Annotated in this window: 17 protein-coding genes; 12 read left to right on the forward strand and 5 right to left on the reverse strand. The window is 68.5% G+C overall.

Annotated features, from left to right (window positions below):
* Positions 1–17: 17 nt before the first annotated feature.
* Entirely contained in the window at positions 18–638 is a 621-nt protein-coding gene (locus BKI49_RS10105) for a TetR/AcrR family transcriptional regulator (protein ID WP_179332385.1), read from the reverse strand.
* A gap of 102 nt (positions 639–740) precedes the next feature.
* The gene (locus tag BKI49_RS10110) at positions 741–2,333 is read right to left on the reverse strand and encodes an MFS transporter (RefSeq protein ID WP_095934121.1); all 1,593 of its coding nucleotides are present in this window, start codon (positions 2,331–2,333) and stop codon (positions 741–743) included.
* A 242-nt stretch (positions 2,334–2,575) separates the two neighbouring features.
* Here BKI49_RS10110 and panB point away from each other — a divergent pair, with 242 nt between their 5' ends.
* From panB to BKI49_RS10165, 12 genes are all read left to right on the forward strand, one after another.
* Positions 2,576–3,463, forward strand: coding sequence for a 3-methyl-2-oxobutanoate hydroxymethyltransferase (panB, locus tag BKI49_RS10115; protein WP_095933892.1), 888 nt, complete (start codon positions 2,576–2,578; stop codon positions 3,461–3,463).
* A 462-nt stretch (positions 3,464–3,925) separates the two neighbouring features.
* A complete protein-coding gene (locus tag BKI49_RS10120; protein ID WP_179332386.1) occupies positions 3,926–4,957 on the forward strand; it encodes an ATP-binding cassette domain-containing protein in 1,032 nt (343 codons plus the stop codon).
* The gene (locus BKI49_RS10125) at positions 4,954–5,832 is read left to right on the forward strand and encodes an ABC transporter permease (RefSeq protein ID WP_095933894.1); all 879 of its coding nucleotides are present in this window, start codon (positions 4,954–4,956) and stop codon (positions 5,830–5,832) included. Before BKI49_RS10120 ends, BKI49_RS10125 begins: the two co-directional genes overlap by 4 nt.
* A gap of 558 nt (positions 5,833–6,390) precedes the next feature.
* Complete coding sequence (locus BKI49_RS10130) at positions 6,391–6,795, forward strand: hypothetical protein (RefSeq protein WP_143658404.1); 405 nt, start codon at positions 6,391–6,393, stop codon at positions 6,793–6,795.
* Positions 6,796–6,950: 155 nt separating this feature from the next.
* Entirely contained in the window at positions 6,951–7,865 is a 915-nt protein-coding gene (locus BKI49_RS35000) for a hypothetical protein (protein WP_143658406.1), read from the forward strand.
* Entirely contained in the window at positions 7,855–8,910 is a 1,056-nt protein-coding gene (gene lxmK, locus BKI49_RS10140; protein ID WP_257004711.1) for a class V lanthionine synthetase subunit LxmK, read from the forward strand. Before BKI49_RS35000 ends, lxmK begins: the two co-directional genes overlap by 11 nt.
* A complete protein-coding gene (locus BKI49_RS10145) occupies positions 8,907–9,851 on the forward strand; it encodes a T3SS effector HopA1 family protein (RefSeq protein WP_095933898.1) in 945 nt (314 codons plus the stop codon). The genes lxmK and BKI49_RS10145 overlap by 4 nt, the downstream gene beginning before the upstream one ends.
* Positions 9,852–9,912: 61 nt before the next feature.
* Entirely contained in the window at positions 9,913–10,056 is a 144-nt protein-coding gene (locus tag BKI49_RS35225; protein ID WP_179332387.1) for a hypothetical protein, read from the forward strand.
* A 66-nt stretch (positions 10,057–10,122) separates the two neighbouring features.
* Positions 10,123–10,683: a flavoprotein gene (locus tag BKI49_RS10150; RefSeq protein ID WP_095933899.1), complete on the forward strand. Its 561-nt coding sequence runs from the start codon at positions 10,123–10,125 to the stop codon at positions 10,681–10,683.
* The gene (locus tag BKI49_RS10155) at positions 10,659–11,648 is read left to right on the forward strand and encodes a hypothetical protein (RefSeq protein WP_143658408.1); all 990 of its coding nucleotides are present in this window, start codon (positions 10,659–10,661) and stop codon (positions 11,646–11,648) included. Before BKI49_RS10150 ends, BKI49_RS10155 begins: the two co-directional genes overlap by 25 nt.
* A 16-nt stretch (positions 11,649–11,664) precedes the next feature.
* The gene (locus tag BKI49_RS10160; protein ID WP_095933901.1) at positions 11,665–12,531 is read left to right on the forward strand and encodes a class I SAM-dependent methyltransferase; all 867 of its coding nucleotides are present in this window, start codon (positions 11,665–11,667) and stop codon (positions 12,529–12,531) included.
* Between the two features lie 92 nt (positions 12,532–12,623).
* Positions 12,624–13,424, forward strand: a complete 801-nt coding sequence (locus tag BKI49_RS10165) for a site-2 protease family protein (protein WP_095933902.1) — start codon at positions 12,624–12,626, stop codon at positions 13,422–13,424.
* Here BKI49_RS10165 and BKI49_RS10170 read toward each other — a convergent pair.
* From BKI49_RS10170 to BKI49_RS10180, 3 genes are all read right to left on the reverse strand, one after another.
* Positions 13,414–13,656, reverse strand: a complete 243-nt coding sequence (locus BKI49_RS10170) for a hypothetical protein (protein ID WP_257004688.1) — start codon at positions 13,654–13,656, stop codon at positions 13,414–13,416. The genes BKI49_RS10165 and BKI49_RS10170 overlap by 11 nt on opposite strands.
* 90 nt (positions 13,657–13,746) lie before the next feature.
* A complete protein-coding gene (npdG, locus tag BKI49_RS10175; protein WP_095933904.1) occupies positions 13,747–14,451 on the reverse strand; it encodes an NADPH-dependent F420 reductase in 705 nt (234 codons plus the stop codon).
* Positions 14,452–14,488: 37 nt separating this feature from the next.
* Positions 14,489–15,706 carry a sialidase family protein gene (locus BKI49_RS10180; protein WP_095933905.1) on the reverse strand — a complete coding sequence of 406 codons (1,218 nt, stop codon included), beginning with the start codon at positions 15,704–15,706 and terminating at the stop codon, positions 14,489–14,491.
* Positions 15,707–15,713: the final 7 nt, after the last annotated feature.

The following is a 15,713-nucleotide window of genomic DNA, read 5'->3' on the forward strand; positions in this document are numbered from 1 at the left end:
GTCAGAAACGATGCGGTCTACGGCCGGTCGGGACGCAGCCCCTCCAGCACCGTGTCGACGATCCGCTCCGCGAGGTCCTCGGGGAGTTCCGTCTCCGGGCGCAACACGGCCCGCACGAGCATGGGGCCGACGAACAGGTCGTTGAGCAACTCGATGTCGAGGTCCGTGCGCAGTTCGCCGTTGCGCTGGCCGCGCCGCAGCACCTCGTAACCCAGCTGGCGCCGCGGCGCTATGACGGTCGCGTCGTAGGCGGCCCAGAGTTTCGGGCTGCTCTTCATCTGCGCGTGGACGTTGTGCAGGATCGCCGACGAGCGGTTGAGCAGGCCGCGTTGGCGCAGCGACTCGAGCAGCACGATCAGGTCGTCGCGCATCGAGGTGCCGGGGAGGTCGGGATCGGGGGGTTCGGCGGCGCGCAGGACGTCGACGAAGAGCTCTTCCTTGCCGCTCCAACGGCGGTAGATGGTCGCCTTGCCGACGCCCGCCGTACGCGCGATGCGCTCGATGGAGAGCTCGCCGAGCGGCACACCGTCCTCCAGGAGTTTCATGACACCCTCCAGGATGGCGCGCTCCACGGCCTCGCTTCGGGGGCGTCCCCGGGTGGGCCCCCCGTGCCCGGGTCGGCTGTGCGCGAGGCTCACGTCGAACTCCGTTCCCTTCGTTGACCTGGTCCCATTCTCCCCGGTGCACGCGATTCGCGGGCACCCGGTGCCAGGATGCCCACGAATCGGTGCGACGGCGCGTCAGTGGTCGGCCGTCACCAGCTCGGCCTCCTCCTCGCCCGCCCGCTCCTCGGCCGACCGTCCGGGCAGGAACACGGCGACGACCAGCGCGCCGATGATCGCCACGCCCGCGCCGCACAGCGCGGTGACGTGCATGGCGTGCAGGAAGGCGTCGTTGGCGGGGGTGACGAGGGCCTTGCCCTGCGGGCCCAGCCGGGCCGCGACGCCGAGGGTGGCCTCGATGGACTCTCCGGCGGTGTGCCGCAGGCCGGCCGGGACGAGGGACAGCTTGTCCTCGATGCCGGTGCGGTAGGACGTGGAGAGCACGGAGCCGAGGACGGCGATGCCCAGGGCGCCGCCGACTTGACGGAAGGTGTTGCTGAGCGCGGACGCCGAACCCGCCTTCTCGCGCGGCAGGGCCTGCATTATCACGACGCTGGTGGGCGTCATGATGTGCGCCATTCCGGTGCCCATGAGGAAGAAGATGACCTCCAGGAGCCAGATGGGGGTGTCCGTGTCCAGGACGGCGAACGCGGCGAGCATCGCGGCGATGATCAGCAGGCCCGCCGTGCAGGTGGCCTTGTTGCCGATGCGGTCGACGACGAGGCGGGCGCGCGGCGCGAAGATGATCTGGGCCGCGGCGAGCGGCAGCATCAGCAGACCGGTCTGCAGCGGCGAGTAGCCGCGCACGCTCTGCGTGTAGAAGACGGAGAAGAAGGTCACACCCATCAGCGCGAAGAAGACCAGCGCGATGGCCGCGATCGCGGCCGAGAAGACCTTGTTCTGGAAGTACGTGACGTCGATCGACGGGTGGTCGCTGCGCTTCTCGTACACGACGAAGAAGGCGAGGACGGCGAGCCCGGCGGCGATGGTCGCGAGGACGGTGCCGTCGGTGAAGTCGGCGAGCTGGCCGCCCTTGATGATGCCGTAGACCAGCAGGACGAGCCCGATGACGGAGAGGACGACGCCGACCGGGTCGAGGCGGCCGGGGTTCGGGTCACGGGAGTCGGGGACCAGCCAGAACATCAGGACCAGCGCGAGCGCCACGATCGGCACGTTGATCAGGAAGACCGAGCCCCACCAGAAGTGGTCCAGCAGGACACCGCCGGTGATCGGGCCGATCGCGATGGCGAGACCGACGCCGCCGGCCCAGATGCCGATGGCCTTCGGCTGCTCGTCGCGCTCGAAGACGTTCATCAGGACGGCGAGGGTCGCGGGCATCACGAAGGCGGCCCCGAGACCCATCACCGCGCGGAACACGATGAGCTGGACCGGCGAGCCGGACTCCGCGGCCAGCGCGGATCCGATGCCGAACACGGCGAGACCGGCGAGCAGCATCTTCTTGCGGCCGAGCCGGTCGCCGAGGAGGCCGGCGGTGAACAGAAGTCCGGCGAAGACGAGCGTGTAGGCGTTGATGGCCCACTCCAGCTCGCTCTGCGTGGCGCCGAGTCCGGTGGGCGCCGGTGTCGAGATCGTCTTGATCGCGACGTTGAGGATGGAGTTGTCGAGCACCACGATCAGCAGGCTGAGCATGAGCACGCCGAGGATCGCCCAGCGGCGCCGGTGCACCGCCTCGGACACACGTCGTTCGGCAGGAGGAGCGGAGGTCGTCATGGCGACCACCCTAGGCGATTTCCGATACGGCACCGTCTCGTATCGGAAATGCTTTACGGAGACCTTACAAAGGGACCTAGGTCGCAGGACGGAGGCGGGGGCCGTGGCGCGCAGACACCGCCCGCTTGGACGAGACGTACATCGCCCGGCCCGGTCTAGCCGCGCGTGGCACGAAGTGCCACCATGGAGGCGGTCCGGGGACGCCGTCAGGGCGCCTCGAGATGACAGAAGGAGCCGTTGCGATGACGCAGCTTTCGGCTGCCCAGGAGCAGTCTGCGGAGGGCGCCCTCAAGCGCACCGACAGCAGCAAGGCGCTCTACGGAGGCAAGAGCACCCGCCGTATCACGGTGCGCGACATCACCGCCGCCAAGGAACGCGGCGAGAAGTGGCCCATGCTCACCGCCTACGACGCAATGACCGCGTCGGTCTTCGACGAGGCCGGCATCCCGGTGATGCTCGTCGGCGACTCGGCGGGCAACTGCCACCTGGGGTACGAGACGACCGTGCCCGTCACGATGGACGAGATGACGATGCTGTCCGCCGCGGTGGTCCGGGGCACCTCGCGCGCCCTGATCGTCGGCGACCTGCCCTTCGGCTCCTACCAGGAGGGCCCCGTGCAGGCCCTGCGCTCGGCGACCCGCCTCGTCAAGGAGGCCGGGGTCGGCGCGGTGAAGCTGGAGGGCGGCGAGCGCTCGCACCGCCAGATCGAGCTGCTCGTGGAGTCCGGCATCCCGGTCATGGCGCACATCGGCCTGACCCCGCAGTCCGTGAACGCCATGGGCTACCGCGTACAGGGCCGCGGCGACGAGGCCGCGCACCAGCTGCTGCGGGACGCCAAGGCGGTGCAGGACGCCGGCGCGTTCGCCGTCGTCCTGGAACTGGTCCCGGCGGAGCTGGCCGCCGAGGTCACGCGCACGCTGCACATCCCGACCGTCGGCATCGGTGCCGGTCCGGAGACCGACGCGCAGGTCCTCGTCTGGACCGACATGCTCGGTCTGACCGGCGGCCGGGTGCCGAAGTTCGTCAAGAAGTACGCCGACCTGCGCCAGGTCATGGGCGACGCGGCGAAGGCGTTCGCCGAGGACGTGGTCGGCGGGACGTTCCCGCTGGAGGAGCACTCCGTCCACTAGGGCCTGTCTGACAATTCGCGGCGTCGCCCGAAGGGCGGCTCGGCGGCGTCAGGTGCGTGCGCTCGGCGCGCCGGACGCAGCCCCTCGTACTGGATGTACTTGGGGCTGTGTCCGGTGCGGCGAGCGTGCGTGCATGGCGTCGCCGGGCAGGCGGGAATGGTCAGACAGGGCCTAGGACCCTGAGCCACTGCGGCACCGAGGCGACCCGTCGATCTTCCCCCGTCGACGGGTCGCCGCCTTTTCGCACCTGCCCCGTGCCGAGGGACCGCCGCTTCTTCGCGCGTCCGCACCTCCCGCATGCGCGTCGTCCCGGGTACGCACCGGATTCGCGTGCCCGAGTCCGCGTCGCGGGGCCCGGTGTCGGTGCGCTGTCGGCCGCCTGTCGGTGAGCGTCGGGCGGCGCCGACGGGCTGTCGGTGGACTGTCGGCCGGTTGTCGGTGGCGGCTGACACCTTGGTCGGCATGACGCGAATCGACAAGAACCCCCGAGAGGACAGCGCCGGAAGCGCCGTCACCGTACGGGGGCTGGTCAAGCACTACGGCGAGACCAAGGCGCTGGACGGTGTGGACCTGGACGTGCACGAGGGCACCGTCCTCGGGGTACTGGGTCCCAACGGCGCCGGCAAGACCACCCTCGTCCGCTGCCTGTCCACCCTCATCACCCCCGACTCCGGGCACGCCACCGTCGCCGGTTACGACGTGCTGCGCCAGCCCCGCCAGCTGCGCCGAGTGATAGGCCTCACCGGCCAGTACGCCTCGGTCGACGAGAAGCTCCCCGGCTGGGAGAACCTCTACATGATCGGACGGCTGCTCGACCTGCCCCGCAAGGCCGCCCGCCGCCGCGCCGACGAGCTCCTGGAGCGCTTCTCGCTCACCGAGGCGGCCCGGCGCCCGGCCTCCACGTACTCCGGCGGAATGCGCCGCCGACTCGACCTCGCCGCCTCCATGATCGGCAACCCGGCCGTCCTGTACCTGGACGAGCCGACCACCGGCCTCGACCCGCGCACCCGCAACGAGGTGTGGCACGAGGTCAAGCGCATGGTCGCCGAAGGCGCCACCGTGCTGCTCACCACCCAGTACATGGAGGAGGCCGAACAGCTGGCCTCCGAGCTGACGGTCATCGACCGCGGCAAGGTCATCGCGAACGGCCGGATCGACGAGCTGAAGGCCCGCGTCGGCGGCCGCACGCTGCGCGTCCGCCCGGTGGACCCGCTCGAACTGCGCCCGCTGGCCGCGATGTTCGACGAGCTGGGCCTCACCGGCCTCGCCACGACGACCGTGGACGCCGAGACCGGCAGCGTGCTCGTGCCGGTCCTCAGCGACGAGCAGCTCACCGCCGTGGTCGGCGCCGTCACCGCGCGCGGCATCACCATCGGCTCCATCTCCACCGAACTGCCCAGCCTGGACGAGGTGTTCCTGTCCCTCACCGGCCACAAGGCCTCCGCCCCGCAGGACGAGGTCCCCGCCCCCGCCCCCGAGGAGGTCGCCGTATGAGCGCCAGCCCGTCGCCCACCGCCACCCTTGCGAAGAGCGGCTCCGCCGCTCCCCTCCCCCCTGTCCCCGATGCCCCCCTCGCCACCGAGGGCGACTCCCGCATCTCGCCCCGCGCGCACGCCCGCCACATCGGCGCCCTGGTCCGCCGCAATCTGCTGTGGATCCGCCAGGACCCCGAGTCGATGTTCGACGCCGTCCTGATGCCGGTCGTCTTCACCCTGCTGTTCGTGTATGTCTTCGGCGGTTCCATCGGCCAGGCGCTCGGCGGCGGGCAGGACCGGTACGTGCAATATGTGGTGCCCGGTCTGATGGCGATGATGGGCATGAACATCGCCACCGCCGTCGGCACCGGCTTCAACCAGGACTTCCAGAGCGGTGTCATGGACCGCTTCCGCACGCTGCCGATCGGCCAGGGTTCGGTGCTCTTCGCCAAGATCGTGGTGGAGCTGATGAGGATGCTCGTCGCGACGACGATCCTCATGATCGTCGGCGTGCTGGTCGGCTTCGACATCGAGAACTGGCCGGGTCTGTTCGCGGCCGTGGGACTCGCTGTCCTCTTCGGCTCGGCACTGATGTGGATCTTCCTGGTACTGGGGCTGGTTCTCAAAAGCGCCCAGTCCGTCCAAGCGCTGGGCTTTCTCGTGCTGATGCCACTGCAGTTCGGCTCGTCGATCTTTGCGCCGCCACGCTCGATGCCGGGCTGGCTGAAGACCTTCACCGACTACAACCCGCTGTCGAACCTCGCCGACACGGCGCGGGGTTTGATGACCCACGGACCCATCGCCTTCGATCTGCGGATGACGCTGTGCTGGACCATTGCCATCACCGCGACGGCGGCTCCTGTCGCCCTTCATAAATTCCGCGCCACCGGCTGAAAAGCGCTGCTGCCACAGTAGCGGTTACGACACACACCGAGGCCCTGTCCGCCGACCCGGCGGGCAGGGCCCACTGTTGTCACCGACGAATTTTGAGGTTCATCTGAGCTTGGCGCATTGATCACACATGCAGGGTCGCGCCATACTGAGGGTTGCCAACACATTCACCTGATGCCCAGGGGGAATTACGGGGAGGGGTGTGGCGGCACGAGCTGACCACTCGCGCCAACTTCGCACCCTGACGCTGCCGCGTCACCATTTGACCAATTTCGCGAATTTTCGCTCACGTTCCATCGTGCGGCCCGCAGTCCATGCCGCGCCCCCACATGCCTGCTTTTTGTCCGTAACGACACCATCACCCTGCGACGGTGTCGCGCTGGCGTTTTCTCGCATGCTTTTACAGTCGGGGGACAATTCCGCATGCCAAAAATCGGCGCATTTCTCGAATGGAAATCAACCGGCAAAACAGGTTGACAAGGGAAGCGGGCGCCAACAAACGTAGAGACCGCAGCCGGGAAAAATCGTTTCCGGAGGCATTCCTTTCAACGAGGGAGAAAGATGCGTACCCTTCTCCGCAAAGCGACCTTCGCATTTGTCGGTGTTGCAGCGGCGACCACGCTTGCACTTGGCGCGGGTTCCGCCGAGGCCAGCCAGGACGGTCCCCTTGTGAAAAACCCCAACGGCTCGGCCTCCGCCTGGTTCCAGGCGAACGGTGACACCTTCTGGGTCGGCGACTGGAAGGCCGACCACTACTCCACCGGCGCAATTTGGGCAGTGATGACGCCTTGTGGCGGCCTCAATCCGCCGTGCCCGAACTTCGCGATGAACAAGGAGGGCGCGAACAGGGGTGTGCCAGTCAAGTACAACCTGAGTGAGAACCTGCCCATCCGGTACCGGGCCTGCACGTTCGACTCGCACGGCAACCAGAAGTCCTGCTCCGACCTCGCGTCCGCCGTCTCGTAGGGCCTGAAGAATCAGTCAGGGGCCTGCTCTTCTGCGGCGGGCCCCTGCTGGAAACAAGCGAGGAAGGGACCGCGCGAGTGCGGAAACGCATACCCGTCGGCATTGCGGCGATCGGACTGGTTTCGTGCACGGCCATCGCAGGGTGTTCTGCAGACTTGGGCGAATCTGAGAAGACCGGCCGGCCGATCCCGCAAATCGACTCGCTCGACGACATCCATGCACCCTTGAATCAATATTTCCAGAACGAGGAAGAGGAATCTGCCATCCTCCGGGCGCGAACCAGACTGGCAGGTCAATGTCTGAAGCGCTACGACCTCCCGGTGCAGAGCGAATTGACAGACCCCGCCACCGGAATGGTCCGGAACCCTGTTCCGCTGTTCCTCTCCGAGAACGACGCGAACCGGTACGGATACCGGGCGCCCGCGCAGGCGACGCCGCCCTCACCATCGCCCGGCACCGTCGAAACCCGCCACCGAATGTCGGCATCCGAGCGCAAGGCTGTCGACGCGGTCATGAACGGCTGGGGAAACACCCCCAAACAGGTGGCCCTGCACAGATACGGCGGCCGGCCGGTAACCAAGACCGGATGTCTGGGGGAGTCCGACGCCCGTCTGATGGCACACACGACCCGTCCCCGCATCAACGGCGGCCAGAAGGTGACCTCGTCCACCCAGATCCTGAATCTGATACTGACGCTGAAGTCCCAGGCGACGGACCGTATCGAACGCGATGCGCGATTCCGCTCCATGATCACATCCTGGGCTTCCTGCATGCGAAACGCGGGTTACGCGTACAAACTGCCCGCCGATGCACGCAGCGCGGCGATGGAAATGGTGCCGACGAAATCTGGCGGCGCGTCGGAACGAGAGCGGAAACTCGCCGGCAGGGACGCCGTCTGTCAACAGAAGGTGAACTACCTGGGAGTCGCCGGCTACCTCACCGAGCTCTACCAAAGAGACGTCGTGAAGGAATACCGGGAAACCCTGACCAGTGTGCGCGAGAATCTCGACCAGCGTGTGGCCGCGGCCCAGAAGATCAACAGGGGGGCCCGTGACCACGATGATCGATGACGCGAGGCAGGTCACGGAACGACTGGGTCTGGGCACGTTCAAGCCGTCGGACGAAGCGCCGCACGAGGGGCGCAACGAGAACATCACGGGGACCACCAGCTCGGGCCACGACGTCTTCGTCAAGAAGCTCAAGGGCGACCACGCAGCGCACCGCCTGCAGAAGCTGATCTCCTTCGAGCAGACCTGTCGCCGTCACCTGCCGCCCGCCCTCCGCACCCCCGAGTGCCTGGGCTGGGAAGAGGCGAACGAAATCATCGTCTTCCAGTGGCTCAGGCATGCGGAGTCAGGACTCTCGCTCGCGGCCTCCGACGCCTTCAGTGGAGGCCTGGCCCGTCGCTGCGGGACGCTGCTGGGCGCGGTACACACCGCGCCTGGCGACCGGTCGGCGACGCCGCCGCCACAACCTGAACGCCCCGACCTCTTCAAGGCGTTGCCCCTGCATTACTACGAACGGGCGAGCGGGGCGGTCCTGGAGTTCTGGAGCGTGCTGCACAGGGACGGGGTCGCCACCTCCTGCCTCACGTCGCTCCGTGAGGCGAGCACGCGAGCACCGCACACGCTGATCCACGCCGACCTCCGCCTGGATCAATTCCTCATCGACTCGACGGGGCCTCTGCTGTGCGATTGGGAGGAGTGGGACATGGGCGATCCCGCCCGCGACGTCGGCGCCTTCGCGGGCGAGTGGCTGTACCGGGCCGTCCGCTCCATTCCCACGCGGCCCGAAGGCGGCTTGCGGACCGTCGATCAGGACCGTTCCCCGCGCACCCGGGTCCTGGGGCGCGGACTGTCGGGCCTGGCCGAGGCGCGGACGAAGACAGTGGCTTTCTGGAACGGCTACACGGCTGCGACGGGGATTCCGGCGGACGGCCTTGCGGAACGGGCGACCGCGTATGCGGGCTGGCACCTGCTGGAGCGTGTCCTGGCCACGGCAGAGTGCCGATCGCAGCTGAGCACCCTCGATCGCATGACGCTGGGCATAGGCAGCACCGCGCTGAGGTCTCCGTGGAAGTTCGCGGGCGTCCTCGGGTTGGGGAGCCACTCATGAGCGCGCATCCGGTGGATCCTCGCGCCCTGGCGGTCGAGAAGGCGGTGGTCCTGCGCGCGGAGCTGCTCGAGGCGCAGGTCAACGACGAGTTGGTGACGGCGAAGACCGAACACGAACTGCGCAGAGCTGTGTCGAACGCCCTCTACGAACACTTCCACACCGGGCTCAGCGCCACGAGCCGGCCAGTACGCGCGCCCGAACCGGAGTTGGAGCGGCGTTACGCCTCCCGGCTGCCGCACCGGTACAGCCGTGCGCACGGTACGGCTGCACAGCAACCGGCATGCGATTCAACCGTGTTCGGCCTGGAGGGCGTACGCGTCGAGTTCCCACCCGAATCAGTGCTCGCGATCGACGGCGACCGGTACGTCCTGTCTGTCGGATGCCAGCGGCCCCACCTCTCTCCGGGGTTCTACACGGTGGTCGGCAGCAGAGGCTGGACACCACGCGCGCCAATACTTCGCGTCTATGTCAATGTCGGCACCGCGGAGATGGCCGTCGAGGCCTGGGGACGAGCGCTGAAGTACCTGGAAGCGTCCGAGGCCACCTATCAGGCCAAGGTGATCTCACGCGCGAGCCTCGTCTCCCGGCGCGACGGCATGGTGGTCTACCTGGACGGTGCGGCGCGCCCCCTCGTCGCGGGCCTGGTCCGGGAAGTGTCCCAGCTTGCCCTGTGTACCGAAGTACCGACCTTCACACGTGCTATGGCCGCCGGCATTTCCTATGCATGGGAACCCGTGCACCATTCCCCACAGGGGCGTCTGAGCTTCGGCCAGCATCGTGCGAGGGCCATCACTGCAGCACTGTTCGATCAGGCCGCGAATCCGGAAAAGCCGTTCATGGAGCATGTCCGCGAGCGCTTGATCGAGTATCACATCGAGCCGACCGAAATCCACCGAAATATTGATTCCCCGGCCCTTGAGGAGGTCATCACACCCACCTGATTGAGGCATTTTTTTTAAGCCCTTCGCCTGAACGGGCTGATGTTGAGAGAAAGAGGAAGTCATGGACGCGACAGAACTGATCGAAGGTTACGCGATGTACGTCTCCCCCGAGGAGGCTGCTGCGGTGGAGATCCCCGACCTCGAGGTGGAGGGCCGGACCGGCCCGCCCGTCACCATCGCCGTGACGCTGACCGTGCACTGCTGATCAACGCCTGCGGGGTGTGGTCGGGATCTTCGGCTCCCGACCACACCCGACCAGTGGAGTGATTTCATGCATGTCCTTGTCGTGGGTACCGGCGCCATAGCGGCCGCCCATCTGCCCACCTGGATCTCCTGGGTGAGGACGGTCCATCCCGAAGTCCAGCTGCGCATCGTGGTAACGAGGAATGCCACTCGCTTTGTGTCGACCGAGGCGCTGCGCGTACTCGGTGACTGCGAGGTCATCGAGGACCAGTGGGAGTCGATCCCAGGTCATTACCGGGCATTCCATGTGGAGATCGCCGAGTGGGCAGACGCGACTCTCGTTTATCCGGCCACGATGAATTTCCTCACCAGATTTTCCATCGGAATGACCGACACACCCGCACTCCTCGCCCTGCAGTGCACCGAAAAACCCGTCGTCGTCGCCCCTTCCCTTCCCACCGGGGCCGCGGGCTCGCCACCCGTCACCCGTCACCTCGCCACGCTCGAGGCGGCACGCAACGTCACAGTGCTCCCGACGGTGAACGGCTTCAGCGTGGGAACGGGCGGGAAAACCCCTGGCGCCCCCGTGCCGTTCCCGCAGGCGTGGGAGGAACTGCACACAACATGGCGAAAAGCGGTACCCGCATGACCGCGCAGACCTCCGTCCCCTCCACCGCGCACCGCGAGTTCGGATCTCGCAAGGTGCGCACACGGATCCATCGCATGGGCGATGCCTTCACCTGGCGGCGGACGCGAGAACACCGCTCCCTCGTCGACTCACCGGGCGAACTCATCCCGGCGCAGACCGAAGACGCTGCCCGGCTGGTCGCGGGTGTCCGTGCGGGCAACACGTTCACCTACCGATTGCCGGGTGACACCACCCTCGGCGAAGACCTGGCACGGGCCTGGAGGTCGGGGCAGGCGGGTCCCGTGGCTCGGTATTTCGCGGCCGCCGGCGCAACGCTGCACGCCCTCGCCACCTCGTCCGAGTTCCACCAGGAACTGCCGCCGCCACTGGGCGCATGCCAGATCCTCAGCCGGCTGCGCCGGCCCGACTCCGGCACATCGGGGGAATCGAGGGGACACGCTCGACTCCGTACCCAACTGTTCACCATCGCCGGTACGGCCCGTGCCCGCACCCTCGAGGCATGGGCCGGCGAATTGATCGAGGAACCCCGTCGGCCCGGCCTGCTGCACGGCGAGTACTCGGTGTCCGCGATGGTCCCCGCCCAGGACCGGCGTCAATTGGCGGTGCTCTTCGGTGAAACGGTGTCCCGAGGGGCGATCGAGTACGACGCCGGGTGGCTCCTGGGCGAACTCGCCGAGTGGTCCGACGTCTCCCGGGCCGAGGGCGGAGCGACAGCGCTGCCACTCGGCTCCCTGGCGAGCTCCTTCCTCCGGCCGCTTCCGGACCTGGACTTCGACCTGCTGGGAAGGGTCGTTGTACTGCGCAGACTGATGCACGTCATCGACTACGTGTCGGCCTTCGGATGGAGCGACCTGGTCAACCCGTACGTGGCGCTGTTGCCGGAACTCGTCGACAGCCACGGCATGAGCACGCTGTCCCGGATCGGCTGGGAAGAGGACGTGGCCGCACGGCTGCCCTCGATGTGACCCCAAGGAGCAAGAAATGTCAGAGATTCCGAAGAACGACACTGCACAGAGCCTGTTCGGGGTGTTTGCGGGAATCCACTCCCTGGCACTCCCCCGCACCACTGTCAGCCCTCCGTTCGAGGGCCTGCTGGGCGCGTACTACACCAAGCTGGTGACGCAGTCGGGGCAGGATCCCGACTGGTTCGTCGGCCACGCCCCGCGCACCGCAGAGACCGTACTCGACCTGTGCTGCGGCGGAGGGCGTACGGCGGTTGCGTTCGCTCGTTCCGGCCGTCGGGTGACCGCCGTGGACCGTTCAGCCCTGCAGATCGCCGCCGCCGAGAAGCACGGCGCGGAGGAAGGCTTCGCGGGACAGGTGGACTGGGTGACGGCCGACGTCACCGGGCTGGATCTGGGACGTACCTTCGACGTCGTCGTCATCGCCGGGCTGAGTCTCACCCTGTTCGAAAAGGACGCGCGCACCGCCCTGTTGCGCGTGATCCGGCGACACCTGGCGCCGGGTGGGCAGCTCCTGCTCGACCACACCCCCGCCCGGCCCGACGAGTCCGCGACGGAGCAGGTGCTCACCCTGCCGGTCGCACTCGGGGATCGCCGCGGATTCGTCCTGCTCGGCGCGCAGCGGCTGCCCGCGGAGCGTCGGCAGTTCACCAACATGTACGCAGAGATCATGGACGCCGCGGGCAACACCGAGCGCCATTTGACCGGCTTCACGTTCAGAGTCGACTCCTCGGACACGCTCGCTCACGAGCTCGCGCGGTTCGGGTTGTCGGTGCGCGACCGATACCCCGACCTGCACGCTGTGCCGAGTGCGGGGCCGACGCCCTTCGCCTCGCGGGAGCTCGTCGTCGCCGAAGCTCTGCCCGAAGGCCACGGGCGAGGGTGACAGGCTCGGGAGACACGGTTCAGACTTGCCTGGCCCGACGGTGCGGCCCGTCATGTCCGCTGCCGACCCACCACCTCAGGAGCCTCGCCCATATGACCACCGCAGCCTCCCGCCGCAGTGACAGGAGAATCAGCCCCGTCTTCCTCGGGATCGTGGCCGTCATGGCGGTGACCGGATGGGCGGCCTGGACCGGCTTCGCCGAGGAGCCCGGCGTGGCCGTGTTCCTCTTCGTCACGTCCGGCTGGATCGTCTCCCTGTGCCTGCACGAGTACGCGCACGCGCGCACCGCCCTGCACAGCGGCGACATCTCGATCGGCGCCAAGGGCTATCTGACGCTGAACCCGCTGAAGTACACGCACGCGCTGCTGAGCATCGTGCTGCCGGTGCTCTTCGTGATCATGGGCGGGATCGGTCTGCCGGGCGGCGCGGTCTTCATCGAGCGCAACCGCATCCGGGGCCGCTGGAAGCACAGCCTGATCTCCGCCGCGGGCCCCCTGACGAACGTCCTGTTCGCGCTCGTGTGCACCGCGCCGTTCTGGCTGCACGCCCTGGACGGCGTGCCCCCGGTCTTCCAGTACGCGCTGGCGTTCCTGGCGCTGCTCCAGGTCACGGCCGCGATCCTGAACTTCCTGCCGGTGCCGGGCCTGGACGGATACGGCGTGATCGAGCCCTGGCTGTCGTACGGCGTCCGTCGGCAGGTCGAGCCGTTCGCGCCGTTCGGTCTGCTCGCGGTCTTCGCGGTGCTGTGGATCCCGTCGGTCAACCACGTCTTCTTCGACGCGATCTACTCGATCCTCGGCGGTCTGGGCATCGACGACGTGCAGCGCTACTGCGGCCAGAACCTCTACCGCTTCTGGGACGGTGTCGACCAGTACTGCACGGTCAGCCGGTGACGGAACCGCTGCCCGCCCGGCCGGCCCGGGCGCGCCGCAGGTAGTACCACGCCATGTTGGACGTGAGGCCCGCCAGCAGCACCCACACGATCCCGAGCCAGCTGCCCTGGGCGAAGGAGACCACGGCCGCGGCGACGGAGAGGACACAGACGGCGAGTGCGTACAGCGCGAGGCGGGGCATGGGGGTCGGCTCCTGTCGGGGGGACACTGCTTGCCCACCAGTGTCCCCCACGCGACGTCGACGGCCGTCACCCGCCGGCCCACGTGGGCCCCGGGGGCCGGGACGGCCGTCGTCCCGGGCACCGCGGGGGTGCCCGGCGGCCTAGACGTCCGTGACCCGCAGGCCCGCGTGGGCCTTGTAGCGCCGGTTCACGGAGATGAGGTTGGCGACCAGGGACTCGACCTGGTGGGCGTTGCGCAGCCGGCCGGCGAAGACTCCGCGCATGCCGGGGATGCGGCCGGCGAGCGCCTGCACGACCTCGACGTCTGCCCGCTCCTCGCCGAGGACCATGACGTCGGTGTCGATCACGTCGATCTCCGGGTCCTCGAGGAGGACGGCGGACAGGTGGTGGAAGGCGGCCGTGACCCGGGAGTCCGGCAGCAGGGCGGCGGCCTGCTCGGCGGCGCTGCCCTCCTCGGGCTTGAGCGCGTAGGCGCCCTTCTTGTCGAAGCCGAGCGGGTTGACGCAGTCGACGACCAGCTTGCCGGCGAGCTCTCCGCGCAGCGATTCGAGGGTCTTGCCGTGACCCTCCCAGGGCACGGCGACGATCACGATGTCGCTGCGTCGCGCGGTCTCGGCGTTGTCGGCGCCCTCGATGCCGTGGCCGATCTCCTCGGCGGCGGCCTGCGCGCGCTCCTCGGCACGCGAGCCGATGATCACCTTCTGTCCGGCGCGGGCGAGCCGGTAGGCGAGGCCCTTGCCCTGCGGCCCGGTGCCGCCGAGCACGCCGACGACGAGCCCGGACACGTCGGGAAGGTCCCAGGGATCCTTGGCGGGAGCCTTCTGTGCACTGTCAGTAGAGGTCATGGGCCGACTTTACGTGCGTGGTCCGCGACCGTGCGGGTCAGGTGAGGGCGGTCACGGGGATGCGCCGGAAGGCGATCGTCTCGTACGCGCCGAAGTCGCCTGTCTCGTAGAGGAGTCCGACGGTCGTGGCGTCGACGCGGACGAGGTCGGAGTAGGCGGCGGGCAGTCCGTCGACCGTGTGGGCGGTCCGCCAGGTGGTGCCGCCGTCGGTGGAGACGCGGACGGTCATCAGGGCGCGGAAGTCGGGGTCGGCGGGCCCCGAGTACAGCAGCAGGTCCGGGTCGCGGAGCTGGAGGACGCTGCCCTGGACGACGGCCGTGACGATCCCGGCCTGCGGGCGGAACGGTTTCTCCAGGGTCCTGCCGCCGTCGCGGGAGTGCGCGTCGGCGCGGTTGCCGGGCGACGGGGAGTCGTTGCGGGTGTTGAAGTACACGCGGCCGTCGGGGAGTTCGGCCGCGGTCGTCTCGTTGACGTTGATGTAGCCGTTGGTGTTCTCGTCGATGTAGCCGAGGTACCAGGTGCGACCGCGGTCGTCGCTGAGGAGGCAGTGACCGCTGTTGTACTTCGCCTCGGTGCCGTTGTCGGTGCCGGTGGGCGGAAGTGTGTGGTTGCCGGGGACGACCACGCGGCCGCCGGTCAGCTGGATCGCGTGCCCGGGCGTGGTGGCGTACCAGCGCCAGCCCGCCTTCTTGACCTGCGCGGTGATCTCCTTCGGCGCCGACCAGGTGAGCCCGTCGTCGTCGCTGTGCTGCACCCATACGCGCCGCCCGTCGGCCGGTTTCACCTTGCCCCGCAGCAGGGCGTCCTCGCTCGCGCCGGCCGCGCTGCGGACGTGCACGAGCAGGACGCGGCCGGTGTCGAGGACGACGGGCGCCGGGTTGCCCGCGAGGTTGCTGCCGTTCTTGGCGACGGCCAGGAGCGGGCCCCAGGTGCGGCCGCCGTCCGTGGACCGCTTCAGCACGATGTCGATGTGGCCGTGGTCGTGCGCGGAGGCGACCCGGCCCTCGCAGAAGGCGAGGAGGGTGCCGGCGCCGGTGACGACGACCGCGGGGATCCGGAAGCTGGCGTAGCCCTCGCGGCCGCCGCGGAAGGGGCTGGTCGGCGCGGAGTCCGTACGGGGGGTGGGGGCGGTACCGGGGTCGGTGCCGACGTCGGTGCCTGGTTCGGTCGGCCCGCTGTCGGGTGCGGCGGGTGTCCCGGTGCCCGGCCCGGTCGTTGCGGGTGCGGCGGGTGTCCCGGTGGTCGGCTCGGTCATGGCGGGC

Source organism: Streptomyces sp. Tue6028 (genome assembly GCF_002300165.1).
Classification (GTDB): domain Bacteria; phylum Actinomycetota; class Actinomycetes; order Streptomycetales; family Streptomycetaceae; genus Streptomyces; species Streptomyces siamensis.

Bases quoted from the DNA above. Each gene is read 5' to 3' on its own strand.
- BKI49_RS10110 (WP_095934121.1), bottom strand. From the start codon at position 2,333: ATGACGACCTCCGCTCCTCCTGCCGAACGACGTGTGTCCGAGGCGGTG.
- panB (WP_095933892.1), top strand. From the start codon at position 2,576: ATGACGCAGCTTTCGGCTGCCCAGGAGCAGTCTGCGGAGGGCGCCCTC.
- BKI49_RS10120 (WP_179332386.1), top strand. From the start codon at position 3,926: ATGACGCGAATCGACAAGAACCCCCGAGAGGACAGCGCCGGAAGCGCC.
- BKI49_RS10125 (WP_095933894.1), top strand. From the start codon at position 4,954: ATGAGCGCCAGCCCGTCGCCCACCGCCACCCTTGCGAAGAGCGGCTCC.
- BKI49_RS10130 (WP_143658404.1), top strand. From the start codon at position 6,391: ATGCGTACCCTTCTCCGCAAAGCGACCTTCGCATTTGTCGGTGTTGCA.
- lxmK (WP_257004711.1), top strand. From the start codon at position 7,855: ATGATCGATGACGCGAGGCAGGTCACGGAACGACTGGGTCTGGGCACG.
- BKI49_RS10145 (WP_095933898.1), top strand. From the start codon at position 8,907: ATGAGCGCGCATCCGGTGGATCCTCGCGCCCTGGCGGTCGAGAAGGCG.
- BKI49_RS35225 (WP_179332387.1), top strand. From the start codon at position 9,913: ATGGACGCGACAGAACTGATCGAAGGTTACGCGATGTACGTCTCCCCC.
- BKI49_RS10150 (WP_095933899.1), top strand. From the start codon at position 10,123: ATGCATGTCCTTGTCGTGGGTACCGGCGCCATAGCGGCCGCCCATCTG.
- BKI49_RS10155 (WP_143658408.1), top strand. From the start codon at position 10,659: ATGGCGAAAAGCGGTACCCGCATGACCGCGCAGACCTCCGTCCCCTCC.
- BKI49_RS10160 (WP_095933901.1), top strand. From the start codon at position 11,665: ATGTCAGAGATTCCGAAGAACGACACTGCACAGAGCCTGTTCGGGGTG.
- BKI49_RS10165 (WP_095933902.1), top strand. From the start codon at position 12,624: ATGACCACCGCAGCCTCCCGCCGCAGTGACAGGAGAATCAGCCCCGTC.
- npdG (WP_095933904.1), bottom strand. From the start codon at position 14,451: ATGACCTCTACTGACAGTGCACAGAAGGCTCCCGCCAAGGATCCCTGG.
- BKI49_RS10180 (WP_095933905.1), bottom strand. From the start codon at position 15,706: ATGACCGAGCCGACCACCGGGACACCCGCCGCACCCGCAACGACCGGG.